Origin of the sequence: Salinisphaera sp. T5B8 (genome assembly GCF_040361255.1) — a bacterium.
GTDB lineage: Bacteria > Pseudomonadota > Gammaproteobacteria > Nevskiales > Salinisphaeraceae > Salinisphaera.
Window position 1 is genome coordinate 123,991 of record NZ_APNG01000008.1, and the last position, 16,185, is coordinate 140,175.

Below are 16,185 nucleotides of genomic sequence, written 5' to 3' on the forward strand. Positions count from 1 at the left end.
CGCCGAGCGGGGCCACCGCGTCACCGCCGTCGCGCGCTTTGCTAACGCTTGTATAATACAAGTTTTAATCGACTGGCCGAGCCCGTGCAACTGATCCGAGCGTTCTTCAAACAGTACCCTGCCCAGTGCCTGATCGTCTGGGCCTGCCTGATCGTGGCCAGTGTTGCCGAGGGGCTGAGCATCTCGACGCTGCTTCCGATGCTCGGCCTGGCAACCGGCCAGGGTACGGCAGGCGGCATGGTCGACGCCGAGAGCGCCGACTTTCTCACCCAGGCGCTGCACGGCCTGTCGATCGATCCGAATATCGCCACCATGATCGGGCTTGTGGTCTTCGGCTTGGTCGCCAAGGCCGCGCTCACGCTGCTGGCCTATCGCCAAGTCGGCTATACGGTGGCCAGTATTGCCACCGATATACGGCTGGCGTTACTGCGGGCATTGTCCGGTTCGCGCTGGGAGTATTTCCTGCGTCAGCGCACCGGTAGCCTCGCCAATGCGATTTCCACCGAGGCCACCAACAGCGCGGCGGCGTTCCAGAGCATGGCCAATCTGTCTGCGCTGCTGTCCCAGTCGATCGTTTTCTTCGTCATCGCATTGCTGATCAACTGGTTTGCCGCCGTGATGGCAGTGGCCATCGGCGCCGTGATCTTCGCTCTGCTCAAGGTCATGGTGTCGATTTCACGCGAGGCTGGCGGCCAGCAGAAAGCATTGTTCAAGTCCTTGATGGCGCTGCTGACCGACTCGCTGTCGTCGCTTAAACCGCTTAAGTCGATGGCGCGCGAGAACCAGATGGACAGCCTGCTGGAGCGCCAGACGCGCCAGCTCAACCGCGCATTGCGAACTCAGGTTCTGTCGCGCGAAGTGCTCAAGGCGATGCAGGAGCTGTTCATCGGGCTGGTGCTGGTCGCCGGTGTGGCGGTATCGCTGCTGGTCTGGCAATTGGCGCTGGCCGAGATCATGGTGCTGACCGTGGTTCTAGCGCGTACGCTTACGCGATTGAGCAAACTGCAGCAGGAATACCAGAAACTGGCCGCCAGCGAGGCCTTCTACTGGTCGATGCAAGCGGCCATAGATGAGGCGCGTGAGGCGCGTGAGCAGCCGTTCGGCACGCGCGAACCCACGCTCAAGTCGGGTATCCGGCTGGATAATCTGACGTTTCGCTACAACAGCCAGGCGGTGCTCGATCGTTTCGACCTGGAAATACCGGCCGGCCGGGTCACTGCCCTCATCGGCCCGTCGGGTGCGGGCAAAACCACCGCCGTAGACCTGATCATCGGGCTGTTGCGGGCCAGCAGCGGCGACGTGCGCATCGACGGTATTTCGATCAACGAACTGGATATCCGCGGTTGGCGCGGCATGATCGGCTATGTGCCTCAGGATACGGTGCTGTTGCACGATACGATCCTGAACAACGTGATTATCGGCAACGCCGATATCAGCGAACAGGACGCGCACTGGGCGCTGGAAAAAGCCGGCGCGCTCGATTTCGTTGCGAGCCTCGAAGACGGCGTGCATACCGTGGTCGGCGAGCACGGCAGCCGGTTTTCCGGCGGCCAACGACAGCGCATCGTCATTGCGCGCGCGCTCGCGCACCGGCCGCGGCTGCTGATTCTCGACGAGGCGACCAGCGCGCTCGACCCCGAAACCGAGAAAGCAGTCAGCGAAACCCTGCGCGGGCTGGGCAGCGACTACACCATTCTTTCTATCTCACACCGGCCCACGCTCATGGAACTCGCGGATCGGGTCTATCGTATCGAGGGTGGCCAGGCCTGGCGCCTGCACGCCGACGAGGCGGCGACCGAAGTCGGCTGATTGCCGCCGGCAGCGTATTTCAAGCCGGATCCTGCTCCTGCACGGTGCCGCTGCGTGCCAGGCGGGCCAGGGCATCGGCCAGCGATGCATCGGTCACATAAGCAGCGATCTGTGTGATATGGGCACGGTTGGCGGCACTGATCGGACGCGGTCGCGCCGTCGCTGCCTGGCGATCGGGATTATCGGGACGTACGCGGATCTGAAGGTCATCCACGTGCACACGCATACGCTGGGCCAGCGCCTGAATAATTGCCGGCTGCATGTAACGCAGCCGCGTGGCCCAGCCGCCGTTTGTCACATGCAGGCGCAGGCGGTAGTGGTCGTAGGCGGCAACGCGCAGGTGCGGGCCGGCGGCGTCCGGCAGGATTTCCAGGATCGCCGCGCGCATACGCTCGAGAAAACGCGCTCGACCGATCAGATCGGCAATATCCGGCGTCGCTGTATGCAGCAGGGACTGGATTGAGCGGGGCGTCGTCCCCATGGTCGGGGTCTCGGCCGACGGACTAATAGCGCCGAGCGTATCAGCCGGGCTGACAGGCGTCACTGCAGAGGTTCCTGAAACCCATATCCGGCCTGCGGTATCATGCTTTTCTTTTGGAGCCGCGCGACGGCTCGACGGCGACGACGACGAGCCAGACGACGAGGGACCATGAGCAAATTCCTGACCAAGATTCTCGGTAGCCGCAACCAGCGGGTCGTCAAGCGCCTGCATCGCATCGCCAGCGACGTGAGCGCGTTGGAGGCCGAGTTCGAGTCACTCGGCGACGAGCAGCTTCAAGCCAAGACCGAGGAATTCCGTCGTCGGCTCGAAGAGGGCGCCAGGCTCGACGATCTCACCGCCGAGGCTTTCGCCGTGGTGCGCGAGGCGAGCAAGCGCGTGCTCGGCATGCGCCACTTCGACGTGCAGCTGGTCGGTGGTCTGGTTCTGCATCAGGGCAAGATCGCCGAGATGAAGACCGGCGAGGGCAAGACCCTGGTCGCGACCCTCACCACCTATCTCAACGCCCTGCCCGAGCGTGGCGTACATATCATTACGGTGAACGATTACCTGGCCAGCCGCGACGCGGAATGGATGGGCCGCCTGTATCGCTTTCTGGGCCTGACGGTCGGCGTGATCTTCTCTGGCCAGGATCCGCAGGGCAAGCGCGCGGCGTACGCCTGCGACATCACCTACGGCACCAACAACGAGTTCGGCTTCGACTACCTGCGCGACAACATGGCGTTCTCGCCGGCCGATCGCGTTCAGCGCCCCTTGCACTACGCGATCATCGACGAGGTCGACTCGATCCTCATCGACGAGGCGCGTACCCCGCTGATCATCTCCGGGCCCACCGACGACGACCCGGACACCTCGTTGCGGGTCGATCGACTGGTCAAGCATCTCGAGGAGCAGGAAGAAGAGGAAGGCCCGGGCGACTACTCGCCGGAAGAGAAGAACAAGCAGGTCTTTCTCACCGAGGACGGCCATCAGAAGGTCGAGCGGCTGATGCGCGAAGCCGGGCTTCTCGACGAAGAGGAAAGCCTCTACGACGCCAACAATGTCGCGCTCATGCATCATATGAACGCTGCGCTTCGCGCGCATGTGCTTTACCAGCGCGATGTCGACTACATCATTGCCGACGGCCAGATCGTGATCGTCGACGAGTTCACCGGCCGCACCATGCCCGGCCGGCGCTGGTCGGACGGTCTGCACCAGGCGATCGAGGCCAAGGAAGGCGTCAAGATCCAGAAGGAGAACCAGACGCTCGCGTCGATCACCTTCCAGAATTTCTTCCGCCTCTACGACAAGCTCGCCGGCATGACCGGCACGGCCGATACCGAGGCCTACGAATTCCAGTCCATCTACGGCCTGGAGGTGGTGGTGATCCCCACCAACCGGCCGCTGCAGCGCAAGGATCTGCCCGACCAGATCTACATGACCGCGGCCGAGAAGTTCGAGGCCATCGCCGACGAGGCCAAGGCCGCCAGCGATTCCGGCCAGCCGGTGCTCATCGGCACCGCTTCCATCGAGGCGTCCGAGCTGCTGTCGCGGCTGCTGCGCAAGCGCGGCATCCGCCACGAGGTGCTCAACGCCAAGCAGCACGAGCGCGAGGCCGAGATCATCGCCCAGGCCGGCCGGCCGGGTGCGGTGACCATCGCCACCAACATGGCCGGTCGCGGCACCGACATCGTGCTCGGCGGCAACATCGACGAGGCTCTGGAAGCGCTGGAGGAGGGCGACGAGCTTGGCCGTCAGCGCATCAAGGACGAATGGCAGAAGACCCACGACGCGGTGCTGGAGGCCGGCGGGCTATACGTGATCGGCTCCGAGCGGCATGAATCGCGGCGCGTCGACAACCAGCTGCGCGGTCGTTCCGGGCGCCAGGGCGACCCCGGCGCCTCGCGCTTCTACCTGTCGCTGGAAGATAGCCTGATGCGTATCTTCACGCCGCCGCGGCTGCGTTCGATGCTGCAGAATCTCGGCCTCGAACACGGTGAGGCGATCGAGCACAAATGGGTGACCCGCGCGATCGAGAACGCCCAGCGCAAGGTCGAGTCGCACCATTTCGATATCCGCAAGCAGCTGCTCGAATACGATAACGTCGCCAACGACCAGCGCCAGGTCGTCTACGAGCAGCGCAACGAGATCATGGACGCCGAAGACGTCGGCGACATCGTCGAAAATATCTGGGACGAGGTCGTCAACGACGTCATCAGCCAGCATATTCCGCCGCAAAGCCTGGAAGAACAGTGGGATATCGACGGGCTGGTCGAGGCGATACAGCGCGACTTCGGCCAGGAGCTGCCCATCCAGCAGTGGCTGGACGAAGAAAAGACGCTCGACGAAGAAGGCCTGCGCGAACGCATCGCCAGTCAGTTGAAACAGGCCTACGAGCAAAAGCGCGAAGAAGCCGGCGCCGACGTTCTGGCTCAGATCGAAAAAGCGGTGCTGTTGCAGGTGCTCGATTCGCTCTGGCGCGAGCATCTGGCCTCGATGGACTATCTGCGCAAGGGCATCCACCTGCGCGGTTATGCCCAGAAGGACCCGAAGAACGAGTACAAGCGCGAAGCCTTCGAGATGTTCAACGACATGCTCACGCGCCTCAAGCACGAAACGGTGACCGTGCTCGCGCGTGGTCGTGTGCGTGCGGAAGCCACCGAAGAAGCGCGCGAAGAACGCCGCAAGCAGATGGAAAACCTCGACTTCCAGCATGCGGAGGCGTCCAGCGCGGCTGATCAGGCCGTGGCCGCCGCAGCCGCCGCCCAGCAACAGCCGGGCGGCGAAACCCCGGATCCGGCCGAACAGGCCGCGCGCGCCAACCTGCCGGGCTCCGATGCCCCGCCCGCGCGCGAGCCGGGTGATGGCGATCAGCGTCCCGAAACCTTCGTGCGTAACGAACGCAAGATCGGACGCAACGAACCCTGTCCCTGTGGTTCGGGCAAGAAATTCAAGCACTGTCACGGACGAGACTGAACCGATATGGCCGTCAATCTGAGTGCGCCGGGGCGTTTGACGCCGGTGGCCGGCGCCGAATGGGCCGTGGGCGAGGCGGCGATCAAAAAGCCCGGTCGCAACGATATGGCCGTGCTCAAACTCGCCGATACCGCCACGGTTGCCGGCGTATTCACGCAAAACGCCTTCGCGGCCGCGCCGGTGCGCGTGGCCCAGCGGCATCTGGCGATCGGTCGCGTTCGTGCACTGCTGGTCAACAGTGGCAACGCCAATGCCGGTACCGGCCGGCGCGGTGAAGCCGATGCGCTCGCCTGCTGCGAGCGCACCGCGGCCGCGCTGTCGATCGACCCCGAACAGGTATTGCCGTTTTCCACCGGCGTGATCGGCCAGCATCTGCCGCTTGCGCGTATGCAGGCATGCATCGACGCGCTGGGCGGACGTTTGGATACCGATCACTGGCTGGATGCCGCCCAGGCCATCATGACCACCGATACCGTCGCCAAGGGCGCATCGCGCCATGTCGATATCGGCGATGGCGCGACGGTAACGCTCACGGGCATCGCCAAGGGCTCGGGCATGATTCGTCCGGATATGGCGACCATGCTGTCGTTCATCGCCACCGACGCTGCGATCGATCGCGACACGCTCGACCACGCCCTGCGTGAGGCGATGACCGCTTCTTTCAATGCCATTTCCGTCGATGGCGACACCTCCACCAACGATGCCTGTATCGCCTGCGCCACCGGCGCCGGGGCGCGGGTTGCGCGCGACAGCGCGGGCTGGCCTGCCTTCATGGAAGCGCTCACCGATCTGGCCCGCGAGCTTGCGCAGGCCATTGTGCGCGACGGCGAGGGGGCGACCCGCTTCATCACATTGGATGTCACCGGCGCGCGCGACGCGAACGAGGCGCGCGAAGTCGCATTCACGGTCGCCCATTCGCCGCTGGTCAAGACCGCCTGCTTTGCCGGCGACCCCAACTGGGGGCGTATCCTGGCGGCAGTGGGTCGCGCGCCCGTTGCCGACTTCGGGATCGATCGAGTAGCGATTGCGCTCGATGATGTCGCGATCGTCGCCGATGGCGAGCCGCGCGACGACTATGCAGAAGCCGACGCGGCCGCGGTAATGGCCAAAAGCGAATACACCATCGCCATCGACCTGGGCCGTGGCAACGCCCATGCACGTATCTGGACGTCCGATCTGTCCTACGAATACGTGCGAATCAACGCCGAATACCGTAGTTGAACACGATGAGCGCGACTGAGCAGGCGCCGCTGGATATTGCGGTCGGGATACTGGTCGACAACACCGGCCGGTTGTTGATCGCGCGTCGCCGCGCCGGAACACCCGGCGAAGGCCTGTGGGAATTCCCCGGCGGCAAGCGCGAAGGCGACGAGCCCATGGCCGACTGCCTGGCCCGCGAACTGGCCGAGGAAATCGGCGTACACGACTGCCGGCTCGATGCGCCGCTGATTCGTTTTACCCATCACAAGGGCGAGCGGCCGGTACGCCTGCATGTCTGGCGTATCGATCAGTGGCAGGGCGAGCCGAGCGGCCTCGAAGGCCAGGAACTGGCCTGGGCCGAACGCGGCGCGTTGGCCGACTACCGGTTGTTGCCGGCCACCGACGTGATTCTCTGCGCGCTCGATCTGCCGGCACGATATGCGATTACCCCGGCGCTCAGCGCAGCCGATTCACAGCAGTGGTGGGCGCGTTTCGAGGCGTTGATTGCCCGGCCGGACATGCCGCTGCTGCGCCTGCGCGATCAGGGCCTGGACGATGCCGCATACCAGGCCTTGGCCGCAAAGGTGATCGAGGCCGCCCATGCACAGGGTGTTGCGGTGCTTGTCGATCGTTCCCTGTCGCTTTGTCGGGCGGTCGGGGCCGATGGTCTGCACTGGCCGCTGGCACGCCTGATCGAGGCCGGCCGGCCCGCGCTGGCGTCGGGTCAGCGACTGGCCGTCTCGGCCCATACCGGCAAGGATCTGGCCATGGCGGTGGAACGCGGTGCCGATTTTGCCGTGCTCTCGCCGGTGGCTGCGACACCCACGCATCCCGGCGCCAAAGCGCTGGGATGGGATGGCTGGCACGCAGCCCGCGCCGATTACGGGCTGCCCGTGTATGCCCTGGGGGGCCTGGGCGAAGCCGATCTGCAGAACGCGCGCCAGCATAATGCGCAGGGCGTGGCGGCCATACGTGCCTTCTGGCCGGACGTTGGCTGATTTCGCCCATGTCGGGCGCGCGTCATCGATCAGTGGGGCAGGCCTGAGTCGTCCGAGCCGTCGGTCGGCATCGGGCCTGCCGAGCCGCTGGGGTCGGGAATACGGTTGCTTTCGTCGAGCCAGTCGCCGAGGTCGATGAGCTTGCAGCGACGCGAGCAGAACGGGCGGTAGGGATTATCGCCGCTAATACGGGCGGGTTTGCCGCATTGCGGGCATTCGATCGTCTGGGTCATTAGAAACGGCAACAGGCCATACGGAATTCGACATTGGACGGGTACTGGCGCACGCGCAGCTTCTTGTCCTGAATTTCGACGAAGCGAATGGTCGCGCGGTGGCGCCCGGCGCTGATTTCGGGAAACACGCGACCATCGTCGAGCAATACCCGGATGAGCTGCGTGCTCGGGTCCATATTGTGGACCAGTACCCCTTTCTTGGCGGTATGCAGCCCCGGTTCGGTGCTGTCGCGCAGCAACCGCAGCAGCATATTGATGGATTGCTCGAACGGCTGGAGATAGCCGGTCCAGGCTTTCAGATCGCGGCTCTGGGCCGCGCTGCCTTGCGCCAGCCAGTGCTGGTAGGCCGGCAGATCGAAGCCGCAGTCACCGCCGGGAATCGCGCTGCGATTGTTCAGGCTGTTAAGCAACTCGTTGTCGCGCAGCTGATAGGAGGCAAACTGGGGCGGCATGGTTTGCATCGCCCGGCCCAGCGTATCGAGTTCGTCGAGTACCTGACGCAGGGCACGATCATCGACATCATCGCGGTCGGCGAGTTTTTCGAATGCCGCATAGCGACTGCCCAGTTCCTTGCTCACCTCGGCACGGGTGTCGTAACGCGACATCACGTTGAGGATATCGATCAGTGCGTCGAGCGTGGCTCGTCGGCCCAGGGGGCTTTCGTCGACTTCATGATGGCGCAGACGCGCGATCAGATGTTCCAGACGCAGAAAAGTGCGTATGCGTTCGTTGAGCGGCTGCTCGTAACAGAACGCGCCGTGGTCTGCCACAGACAACCCTCGGTGGATGAATCAGGCGATCAGTCTATGCGTGTGCACAGCGCAATCAAAGTGCGCTGCATGCCAAGACCATATTCAACCGGGCAGATGCAGCGGCGGCAGATCGGCCACCTCACCCTGGGCAAGACGCAGATAACCGGCGTGCAGGGCCGCGGCGAGATCGGCGATATCCTTGCGTGGGCCGGTATTGATGAGCACGTCGTCGGCCAGCGCCAGGCGCTCGGCGCGGCTGTCCTGGGCGGCGATCATGCGCCGGGCAAGATCCTCGTTGATATCGTCGCGCGACATCAGCCGGTCCATCTGCACGACTTCCGGTGCGTCGACCACGAGCACGCGATCGACCAGATCGCGCATGCTGGATTTGGCCAGCAGCGGCACCACGAGCAGACAGTAGTCGGACTGGGCCGCATCGCGTCGGCGCGCGAGCTCTTCACGAATGCGTGGATGGGTGATGCGCTCGAGTTCGCTGCGCTGTGCATCGTCGGCGAACACGATCTCGCGCAGTGCGCGGCGGCGCAGCCGGCCCTGGTCGTCGACGATGTCGGCGCCGAAGCGCTCGACAATCTCTTCGAGGGCCGGCTGGCCGGGTTCGACCACGTCGCGGGCGACCACGTCGGCGTCGATCACGGTCACGCCAAGACGTTCGAATGCACTGGAAACCAACGACTTACCGCTGGCGATGCCGCCGGTAAGGCCGACGACGAGACTACTCGGCATTTGCTATTGTCCTTTGCAGCCGGAACACGATGCATCACCAGCGGCGCGATCACCAAAGCAAATAGGGGTGTCTGCCACTAGCGCAAACCGGCAAGCGATGAATACGCGCCGCCGATTGTATCGCCTGCAACCAGTGTCAGCCAGCCGGCCAGCGCCAGCCAGGGGCCAAACGGCATCGGCTTGCCACGCTCCAGAAAGCCCGTGAGCATGAGCGCGCCGCCGACCACGGCCCCGGCCAGTGACGACATGAGCAGCACAATGGGCAGGGCCTGCCAGCCCAGCCAGGCGCCGATCACCGCCAGTAGCTTGAAATCGCCATAGCCCATGCCGTGCTTGCCGGTCACCAGACGAAACAGGTGAAAGACCAGCCATAGCACGAGATAACCGCTGGCGGCGCCGATGATGGCGGTGCCCGGATCGACCAGGCTGAAGTTGTGCTCGTAACCGAGGCTGATGAGCAGACCCAGCCAGAGCAAGGGCAGCAGCAGCGCGTCGGGCAGGAACTGGGTCTGCCAGTCGATCATGGCTGAGGCGATCAGTGTCCAGGTGAATATGAGTGCGAAGCCCGTGAATGGCGTCATGCCGAACACCGCGACCACGATGACCGCCAGCACCGCGCTGGTGATCTCGACCGCCGGATATTGCAACGAGATCGGATGGGCGCAGTTTGCGCACTGACCGCGTAGCAACAGGAAACTGACGACCGGGATGTTGTGCCACGGCTTGATCGGCGCCTGGCAATGCCCGCAGGTCGAACGCGGCTGCGATAGCGTGACCCGGCTGCTCGCGCTGACCGCGACCGGTTGATTGAGAATTTCCGCAGCACTGGCACGCCATTCGGCTTGCATCATGCGCGGCAGCCGCAGAATGACGACGTTGAGAAAGCTGCCCACGATGAGCCCGAACAGCGCCACGGCGATATAGCAAAAGACCGGCTGCTGGGCGAAGAGTGTCTGCATCGACGTCAATCGGAGTCCGTGTCGCCGGCGCGATGGTGCATGGGGTGGTTGGGCCTTTTATCGACGACCATCACACGACCGAGCCGAGCTTGAAGATGGGCAGGTACATGGCGATCACCAGACCGCCGACCAGTACGCCGATGATCGCCATGATCATGGGTTCGAGCAACGATGACAACGCATCCACCTGGTTGTCGACCTCGGCCTCATAGAAATCGGCCACACGCGAACACATTGCGTCGAGCGAACCCGACTCCTCGCCGATGGCGACCATTTGCAAAGCCATGCTCGGAAACAGGCCGGTGTTGGTCATGGCCAGCTGCAACTGCACGCCGGAGGAGACCTGATCGCGCATTTGCAGGATCGCTTCCTCGAACACGATATTGCCGGAGGCGCGGGCTACCGAATCCAGCGCTTCGACCAGCGGTACGCCGGCCGCGAACATGGTCGATAGGGTACGCGCGAAGCGGGCGACGGCGGCTTTGTACAGGATATCGCCGATCACGGGCAGCTTGAGCGCCAGGCGGTCGTTCATGCGCCTGAATGATCGCGATCGTAATCGGGCCTGGAAAAAGCCATAGAACGAGGCAGCGATAATGCCCAGGATCAACCACCACCAGGCCTGGATCGCCTCGGACAGGCTGATGACCAGCAGCGTGAATGCGGGCAGATCGGCGCCGAAGCCCTGGAACAGCGACTGGAACTGCGGCACCACGAAGTACAGCAGAATACCCATGACGACGATCGCGACCACGATCACCGCGCTGGGGTAGAACAGGGCCTTGCGCACCTTGGCCTTGATGGCCTCGGTCTTTTCCTTGTAGGTCGCGATCTTGTCGAGCAGCGATTCCAGGGTGCCGGATTTCTCGCCCGCATCGACCAGATTCACGAACAGATCGTCGAAGTATTTCGGGTGGCGCGCCAGCGCCTGGGCCAGCGGCAGGCCGTCTTCGATATCGTCGCGAATCGCGTCGACCAGTTCGCCCAGCGACGGGTTGTCCGCGCCCTTGGCGATAATATCCAGCGACTGCACCAGCGGCACGCCGGCAGAGAGCATGGTCGCCATCTGGCGGGCGAAGATCGCGATATCGCCGGCCTTGATCTTTTTCTTGCGCTTGCCGCCCAGGCCGAAGATGGTGGTCTGCTTGCGTGCCCGGATGGGGTTGATGCCCTGCTTGCGCAGCGCGACCTTGACCATGGCTTCGTTGGGGCCATCTGTCTGACCCTTGATACGCGCGCCGCTGCGATCGGTACCGATCCAGAAGAAGGTCTGGTTCTCGCTCATCGTGCTTGCCATGGTGTTTTTCGTGCTGCCCAATGTCGGTCGACGCGGCCTGCCCGCCGCATAGAGCGTTATCGGCGGCGCTCGCGATTAATTCATCCCGAGCTTGGCCAATCGATAGCGCAGCGCGCGAAAGGTGATGCCCAGATGCTTGGCCGCCTTGGTCTTGTTGTAGTGGCACGTTTCCAGGGCCTGCTGGATACGCTCGCGCTCGAGTGCCTCGAGCTGGGTTTCCAGATCGACACTGGTATCCAGCACCGGTACCGCCTGCGCGGTGGCGGTTTCGGCCGCAGCAGGCGCGGTTACCGGCATGGCCTCCGCGCGCGCGCTGCTTTCCAGCAGCGGCGAGTTCAGGCGCAGGTACTGACGCTCGATGACCGCGTGTTCGCTAAGGGTCACCGCGCGTTCCAGAATATTTTCGAGTTCGCGGATATTGCCCGGAAAGGCGTACTGTTCGAGCGCGCGCAATGCGTCGGGCGCGAGTGTGGGCGCATGGCGCAGGCGCAGTTTGCGGGACAGCGCCTCGAGAATGCGTGTGGTCAGCGCCGCGATATCGGCGCGCCGTTCGCGCAGCGGTGGCACATGCACCTCGATGACGTTCAAGCGATAGTACAGATCCTCGCGAAAGCGCCCGCGCGCGACTTCCGCGGCCAGATCGCGATGGGTGGCACAGATCACGCGCACATCGACCGCGGTTTCGTCGTTGGCGCCCACCGGGCGGATCGCACGCTCCTGAATTGCGCGCAGCAGCTTGACCTGCATGGTCAGCGGCAAATCGGCGACCTCGTCGAGAAACAACGTGCCCCCATCGGCGCGGGCGAACAGCCCGGGGGTATCGCGCATGGCGCCGGTGAACGCGCCGCGCACATAGCCGAAAAACTCGGATTCCATCAGTTCCGAGGGGATCGCCCCGCAATTGACAGGCACGAACGCGCTGCCCATGCGCGGGCCTTCGGCATGGATCATGCGCGCGACCAGCTCCTTGCCGGTACCGGATTCGCCGGTGATATAGACCGGTGCCTGGCTGCGGGCGAGCTTGGCGATGGTTTCGCGCAGCTGTTGCATGGACGGCGTATTGCCGATCAGCCGCGGCGAGGCATCGAGCGAGGGATGTGGCGGCGCGTCGTTGTCCAGACCCGCCAGTTTGAGCGCCTGGGCCACCAGCGCGCGCAGGCCAGCGACATCGATTGGTTTGGATACGAAATCGAAGGCGCCGGCCTTGAGGCTGGCCACCGCGCTGTCAGCGCTGCCATAGGCGGTAATCACCGCAACCGGGCAGTGCGGGACGTGTTCGCTGATAAAGCGCACCAGTTCCAGCCCATCGCCGTCGGGCAGGCGCATGTCGGTCAGGCACAGATCGAAGCGTTCTTCGTCGAAGGCTTGTTTGGCATCGCTCAGGTTGGCCACCGCGAGCGTGTTGATCGACATGCGTGCCAGCGTGATCTCGACGAGTTCGCGAATATCGGCTTCGTCGTCGACGATCAGGGCATAGGGCGCGGTATCAGTCGAAGTCATGAAGGTTGTCTGGCATGGAGGCAGAGCGTGCCGGGCTAGCGGGCGCGCGCACGTGGGCAAAGACAATACGAAAGCAGGCCCCGGCGGAATGTGCAACCGGCAAAAGCTGGGCGCCGTTGGCTTCGCACAGTTCGGCGGCGATATGCAGGCCCAGACCGGTGCCCTCGCGGGTGGTGGTAAAGAACGGTTCCATGATCTGATTGAAAATCGCCGTGTCGATACCCGGGCCATTATCACGGATGTCCAGGCAGAAGCGGTTGCTGCGATTACGCTGGCCGCTCAGATGAATGGTCAGAACCACGCCGTCGCGACGTGCGTACGACTGTGCATTGTCCCAGAGGTTGAACAGCACCTGACGCAGATGATCGGGGTCGAATTCGACCTGCAGCTGGGGGTCGAGTGTATCGACATCGAAATCGGGCGAGTCGTCGTTGTAGGTCAGGTAGTCGTCGATCGCATCATCGAGCCAGTTCGCCAGCGCAAGCGTACGCCGCGAGGTCTGCGAACGTCGCGATAGCCCGAGCACGCTGTTGATGATGCCGTCGATACGCCGGGTATGCCGATGGATGATGGCCAGCATGCGTTGATCGTCGGCGCCCAGGGCATCCGATTCGGCCAGCAGCTGCCCGGCATGGCTGATCGCGCCCAGCGGATTGCGGATTTCGTGGGCGATGCTCGCAGACAGTCGCCCGATCGAAATCAGCTTGAGTTGCTGGGCCTGCTCGCTCTGGCGTAGCGCATCCTCCAGAAAGATCAGCGTGCCGGCCTGGTCGTTGTCACCCAGTGTCGAGAAGGTCGGCAGCAGCGCATGCGAACCGGCGCGGATGATTTCGCTGGCCGCCGGGTTCTGTTCCGACCACTGCGACAGCGCGCGATCCAGTGCCAGCGACAGCCGGCGTAGCGCGCGGTCGGTATGCGAACGGTGTTCGAGTTCCAGCATGCGAATGGCAGCATCGTTGATCAGCTGGACACGCCGCTGGCTATCCACGACCACGGCGCCGATATCCATCTGCTGGATGATGTGGCGATTGAGCGTGGCCAGATCGCGCACCTCACTGGCGCGCTCCGCGGCCAGGGCCTCACTGGTGCGTACGCGCCGCGCCAGCCAGTGGGCCACGCCGGCGGTGATGAAGAATACCGCGCCGAGGATGCCCGCCTGGATGAATTCGGCGCCCTGACCGGGCAGTTCGAGTGCGCGCCAGGTTTCCTGACCGATGATGCCGATTGCGGCACAGGCCGCGAACAGCGCTGCCAGCCGGGCCGGAAGCAGCATGCCGGCCGCGGCGATCGGCGTGATCAGCAACATGCCCAGGCCACCCGACACGCCGGTACTGGCCAGTGTTAGCGCCGTGAATGCGGCGATATCCACCGCGCAGGCCACGACCACCTGAACGCGCAGGGCAGGCTTGCGCGACAACGCGGCCATCAAGCCGAGCGCGCACTGGGCCAGATACAGCAGCGAGGTAATACGAAACGTATCCGGCAGCGCGACATCGAACATGCCTTCGGCGGCACCGAATAGCAGTAACCCCACGAGTCCGAAGCTGATCAGGCTGCGATAGATATTGAGCGAGGTAATCGCCCGCCAGTCCTCGGCGTGGCGGATCAGACCGCCCCGGGCGCGCGTGCGCATCAGTGGTCGGGGTCGTTTCGAAAGGCGCGCTTGTCGCAGTCGCTGTCGTTACAGATCGGCGCGCCGTTGGCATCCCGGGTGGACAGGGCCAAGGGCAAATGCACTCCGCAGCGGCTGCAGCGCACCGTTTTTTCAAAGCGCGGCGTGGCCGACGTATCGCGTGACGGTCGACGCGCGCCGAGCAGCTGTCTGACGATCAGCCAGCCGAGACCGACGAGTAGAAGGAGTCCGAGCAGACGTGCCATGGCATGAAATCGATCGAAAAAAGCCGCGCGTGACGAAGGTCTCATCATACGGCACGCGTGCCGATGTCGCCGAGGTCGGGGTGGCTCGCATGCATGCAAAGTTGTCGCATGCACACTCAAGAGCGACAATGCGCGGCATCTCGACGAATTGATTCTGCAAAAAGGCGATGCCATGAACGTTCACGAATATCAGGCCAAGGAAATCTTTGCGCGCTATGGCGTACCTGCCGGCGAAGGCAAGGTCGCGCGTTCTGCCGACGAGGCAGTCGAGGCGGCGAAATCGCTCGGCGGCGACAAATGGGTGGTCAAGGCCCAGGTGCATGCTGGCGGCCGCGGCAAGGCCGGCGGCGTGAAGATCTGTTCCAGCACGGACGAGGTCAAGCAGGCCGCAGGCGACATGATCGGCGGCGAGCTCAAGACCAAGCAGACCGGCGATGTCGGCCTGCCGATCAATTCGGTCTATGTCGAAAAGCCGGCCGATATCGAGTCCGAGCTGTATCTGTCGGTACTCGTCGATCGTGCCACGCGCCGCGTGACCTTCATCGCCTCGCCCGAAGGCGGCATGGATATCGAGGAAGTCGCCGAATCCACCCCCGAAAAGATCACCCAGGTCGCGATTCACCCGGCCGCGGGCTTTCAGGCCTACCAGGGCCGCCAGCTGGGCTTCTTTCTGGGCCTGGACAAAAAGCAGGTCGGCGAATTCGTGAAGGTCATGAAAGGCCTGTATGAAATGTTCGTCGAGTGCGACGCCTCGCTGGTCGAGATCAACCCGCTGGTCACCACCAAACAGGGCGGTCTGGTGGCGCTCGACGGCAAGCTCAACTTCGACGACAACGCGCTGTTCCGGCACAAGGAGTTCGCGGATATGCGCGATCTCACGCAGGAGAACGAGCGCGAAGCCCAGGCCGCCGAGCACGATCTGAACTACATCCAGCTCGACGGCAACATCGGCTGCATGGTCAACGGTGCCGGCCTGGCCATGGGCACCATGGATCTGGTCAAGCTGCACGGCGGCGAGCCGGCCAACTTCCTGGACGTGGGCGGCGGCGCCACCACCGAGCGCGTGACCGAAGCATTCAAGCTGATCACCGCCGGTGAAGGCGTCAAGGCGATTCTGGTCAACATCTTCGGCGGTATCGTGCGCTGCGATCTGATCGCCGAAGGCATCATCACCGCGGCCAAGGATGTCGGCATCAGCGTGCCGGTGGTCGTGCGCCTGGAAGGCACTAACGCCGAAGAGGGCCGCAAGCTGCTCGAAGAGAGCGACTTCGATCTCATCGCCGCTCAGGATCTGACCGACGCGGCCAAGAAGGTCGTCGCCGAGGCCAAGGGTTAAAACCCGGCCTTCGATCGATCTTCCC

General features: G+C 63.8%; 14 protein-coding genes. 5 read left to right on the forward strand and 9 right to left on the reverse strand.

Annotated elements, in window-relative coordinates; all coding sequences use genetic code 11:
- Nucleotides 1-84: 84 nt before the first annotated feature.
- Nucleotides 85-1,809, forward strand: coding sequence for an ABC transporter ATP-binding protein (locus T5B8_RS09210; protein WP_353178166.1), 1,725 nt, complete (start codon nucleotides 85-87; stop codon nucleotides 1,807-1,809).
- Nucleotides 1,810-1,828: 19 nt separating this feature from the next.
- Here T5B8_RS09210 and T5B8_RS09215 read toward each other — a convergent pair whose 3' ends face one another.
- Nucleotides 1,829-2,290, reverse strand: coding sequence for a DUF721 domain-containing protein (locus tag T5B8_RS09215; protein WP_353178168.1), 462 nt, complete (start codon nucleotides 2,288-2,290; stop codon nucleotides 1,829-1,831).
- Between the two features lie 168 nt (nucleotides 2,291-2,458).
- Between T5B8_RS09215 and secA the strand changes: the two genes are divergently transcribed.
- Genes secA through T5B8_RS09230 form a run of 3 tightly spaced genes read left to right on the forward strand, consistent with a single transcriptional unit; the run spans nucleotide 2,459 to nucleotide 7,461 of the window.
- The gene (secA, locus tag T5B8_RS09220) at nucleotides 2,459-5,263 is read left to right on the forward strand and encodes a preprotein translocase subunit SecA (protein WP_353178170.1); all 2,805 of its coding nucleotides are present in this window, start codon (nucleotides 2,459-2,461) and stop codon (nucleotides 5,261-5,263) included.
- 6 nt (nucleotides 5,264-5,269) lie between these two features.
- Complete coding sequence (argJ, locus tag T5B8_RS09225) at nucleotides 5,270-6,484, forward strand: bifunctional glutamate N-acetyltransferase/amino-acid acetyltransferase ArgJ (RefSeq protein WP_353178172.1); 1,215 nt, start codon at nucleotides 5,270-5,272, stop codon at nucleotides 6,482-6,484.
- A 5-nt stretch (nucleotides 6,485-6,489) separates the two neighbouring features.
- Nucleotides 6,490-7,461: a Nudix family hydrolase gene (locus tag T5B8_RS09230; RefSeq protein WP_353178174.1), complete on the forward strand. Its 972-nt coding sequence runs from the start codon at nucleotides 6,490-6,492 to the stop codon at nucleotides 7,459-7,461.
- 29 nt (nucleotides 7,462-7,490) lie between these two features.
- Here the strand turns inward: T5B8_RS09230 and T5B8_RS09235 are convergent, their stop codons facing one another.
- The 8 genes from T5B8_RS09235 to T5B8_RS09270 form a co-directional block, all read right to left on the reverse strand.
- Nucleotides 7,491-7,694 (reverse strand): DNA gyrase inhibitor YacG, encoded by a 204-nt coding sequence (locus T5B8_RS09235; RefSeq protein ID WP_353178175.1) that lies wholly within the window; start codon nucleotides 7,692-7,694, stop codon nucleotides 7,491-7,493.
- Nucleotides 7,694-8,464, reverse strand: coding sequence for a cell division protein ZapD (zapD, locus tag T5B8_RS09240; RefSeq protein WP_353178176.1), 771 nt, complete (start codon nucleotides 8,462-8,464; stop codon nucleotides 7,694-7,696). Before zapD ends, T5B8_RS09235 begins: the two co-directional genes overlap by 1 nt.
- Before the next feature lie 84 nt (nucleotides 8,465-8,548).
- On the reverse strand, nucleotides 8,549-9,190 hold the full coding sequence (coaE, locus tag T5B8_RS09245; RefSeq protein ID WP_353178178.1) for a dephospho-CoA kinase: 642 nt from the start codon (nucleotides 9,188-9,190) through the stop codon (nucleotides 8,549-8,551).
- Between the two features lie 77 nt (nucleotides 9,191-9,267).
- Nucleotides 9,268-10,149, reverse strand: coding sequence for a prepilin peptidase (locus T5B8_RS09250; protein ID WP_353178179.1), 882 nt, complete (start codon nucleotides 10,147-10,149; stop codon nucleotides 9,268-9,270).
- A 70-nt stretch (nucleotides 10,150-10,219) separates the two neighbouring features.
- The gene (locus T5B8_RS09255) at nucleotides 10,220-11,446 is read right to left on the reverse strand and encodes a type II secretion system F family protein (RefSeq protein ID WP_353178180.1); all 1,227 of its coding nucleotides are present in this window, start codon (nucleotides 11,444-11,446) and stop codon (nucleotides 10,220-10,222) included.
- 75 nt (nucleotides 11,447-11,521) lie between these two features.
- A complete protein-coding gene (locus T5B8_RS09260; protein WP_353178182.1) occupies nucleotides 11,522-12,946 on the reverse strand; it encodes a sigma-54-dependent transcriptional regulator in 1,425 nt (474 codons plus the stop codon).
- Nucleotides 12,933-14,579: a sensor histidine kinase gene (locus T5B8_RS09265; RefSeq protein WP_353178184.1), complete on the reverse strand. Its 1,647-nt coding sequence runs from the start codon at nucleotides 14,577-14,579 to the stop codon at nucleotides 12,933-12,935. Before T5B8_RS09265 ends, T5B8_RS09260 begins: the two co-directional genes overlap by 14 nt.
- Entirely contained in the window at nucleotides 14,579-14,824 is a 246-nt protein-coding gene (locus T5B8_RS09270; protein ID WP_353178185.1) for a hypothetical protein, read from the reverse strand. Before T5B8_RS09270 ends, T5B8_RS09265 begins: the two co-directional genes overlap by 1 nt.
- Nucleotides 14,825-14,996: 172 nt before the next feature.
- On the opposite strand from T5B8_RS09270, the gene sucC reads away from it, so the two are divergent.
- On the forward strand, nucleotides 14,997-16,160 hold the full coding sequence (gene sucC / locus T5B8_RS09275) for an ADP-forming succinate--CoA ligase subunit beta (RefSeq protein ID WP_353178187.1): 1,164 nt from the start codon (nucleotides 14,997-14,999) through the stop codon (nucleotides 16,158-16,160).
- Nucleotides 16,161-16,185: the final 25 nt, after the last annotated feature.

Excerpts from the sequence above, each read along its gene's own strand:
- sucC (WP_353178187.1), top strand. The coding sequence starts at position 14,997 with ATGAACGTTCACGAATATCAGGCCAAGGAAATCTTTGCGCGCTATGGC.
- T5B8_RS09250 (WP_353178179.1), bottom strand. The coding sequence starts at position 10,149 with ATGCAGACACTCTTCGCCCAGCAGCCGGTCTTTTGCTATATCGCCGTG.
- T5B8_RS09215 (WP_353178168.1), bottom strand. The coding sequence starts at position 2,290 with ATGGGGACGACGCCCCGCTCAATCCAGTCCCTGCTGCATACAGCGACG.
- T5B8_RS09260 (WP_353178182.1), bottom strand. The coding sequence starts at position 12,946 with ATGACTTCGACTGATACCGCGCCCTATGCCCTGATCGTCGACGACGAA.
- T5B8_RS09230 (WP_353178174.1), top strand. The coding sequence starts at position 6,490 with ATGAGCGCGACTGAGCAGGCGCCGCTGGATATTGCGGTCGGGATACTG.
- T5B8_RS09235 (WP_353178175.1), bottom strand. The coding sequence starts at position 7,694 with ATGACCCAGACGATCGAATGCCCGCAATGCGGCAAACCCGCCCGTATT.
- T5B8_RS09265 (WP_353178184.1), bottom strand. The coding sequence starts at position 14,579 with ATGCGCACGCGCGCCCGGGGCGGTCTGATCCGCCACGCCGAGGACTGG.
- T5B8_RS09255 (WP_353178180.1), bottom strand. The coding sequence starts at position 11,446 with ATGGCAAGCACGATGAGCGAGAACCAGACCTTCTTCTGGATCGGTACC.
- secA (WP_353178170.1), top strand. The coding sequence starts at position 2,459 with ATGAGCAAATTCCTGACCAAGATTCTCGGTAGCCGCAACCAGCGGGTC.
- T5B8_RS09270 (WP_353178185.1), bottom strand. The coding sequence starts at position 14,824 with ATGGCACGTCTGCTCGGACTCCTTCTACTCGTCGGTCTCGGCTGGCTG.
- argJ (WP_353178172.1), top strand. The coding sequence starts at position 5,270 with ATGGCCGTCAATCTGAGTGCGCCGGGGCGTTTGACGCCGGTGGCCGGC.
- coaE (WP_353178178.1), bottom strand. The coding sequence starts at position 9,190 with ATGCCGAGTAGTCTCGTCGTCGGCCTTACCGGCGGCATCGCCAGCGGT.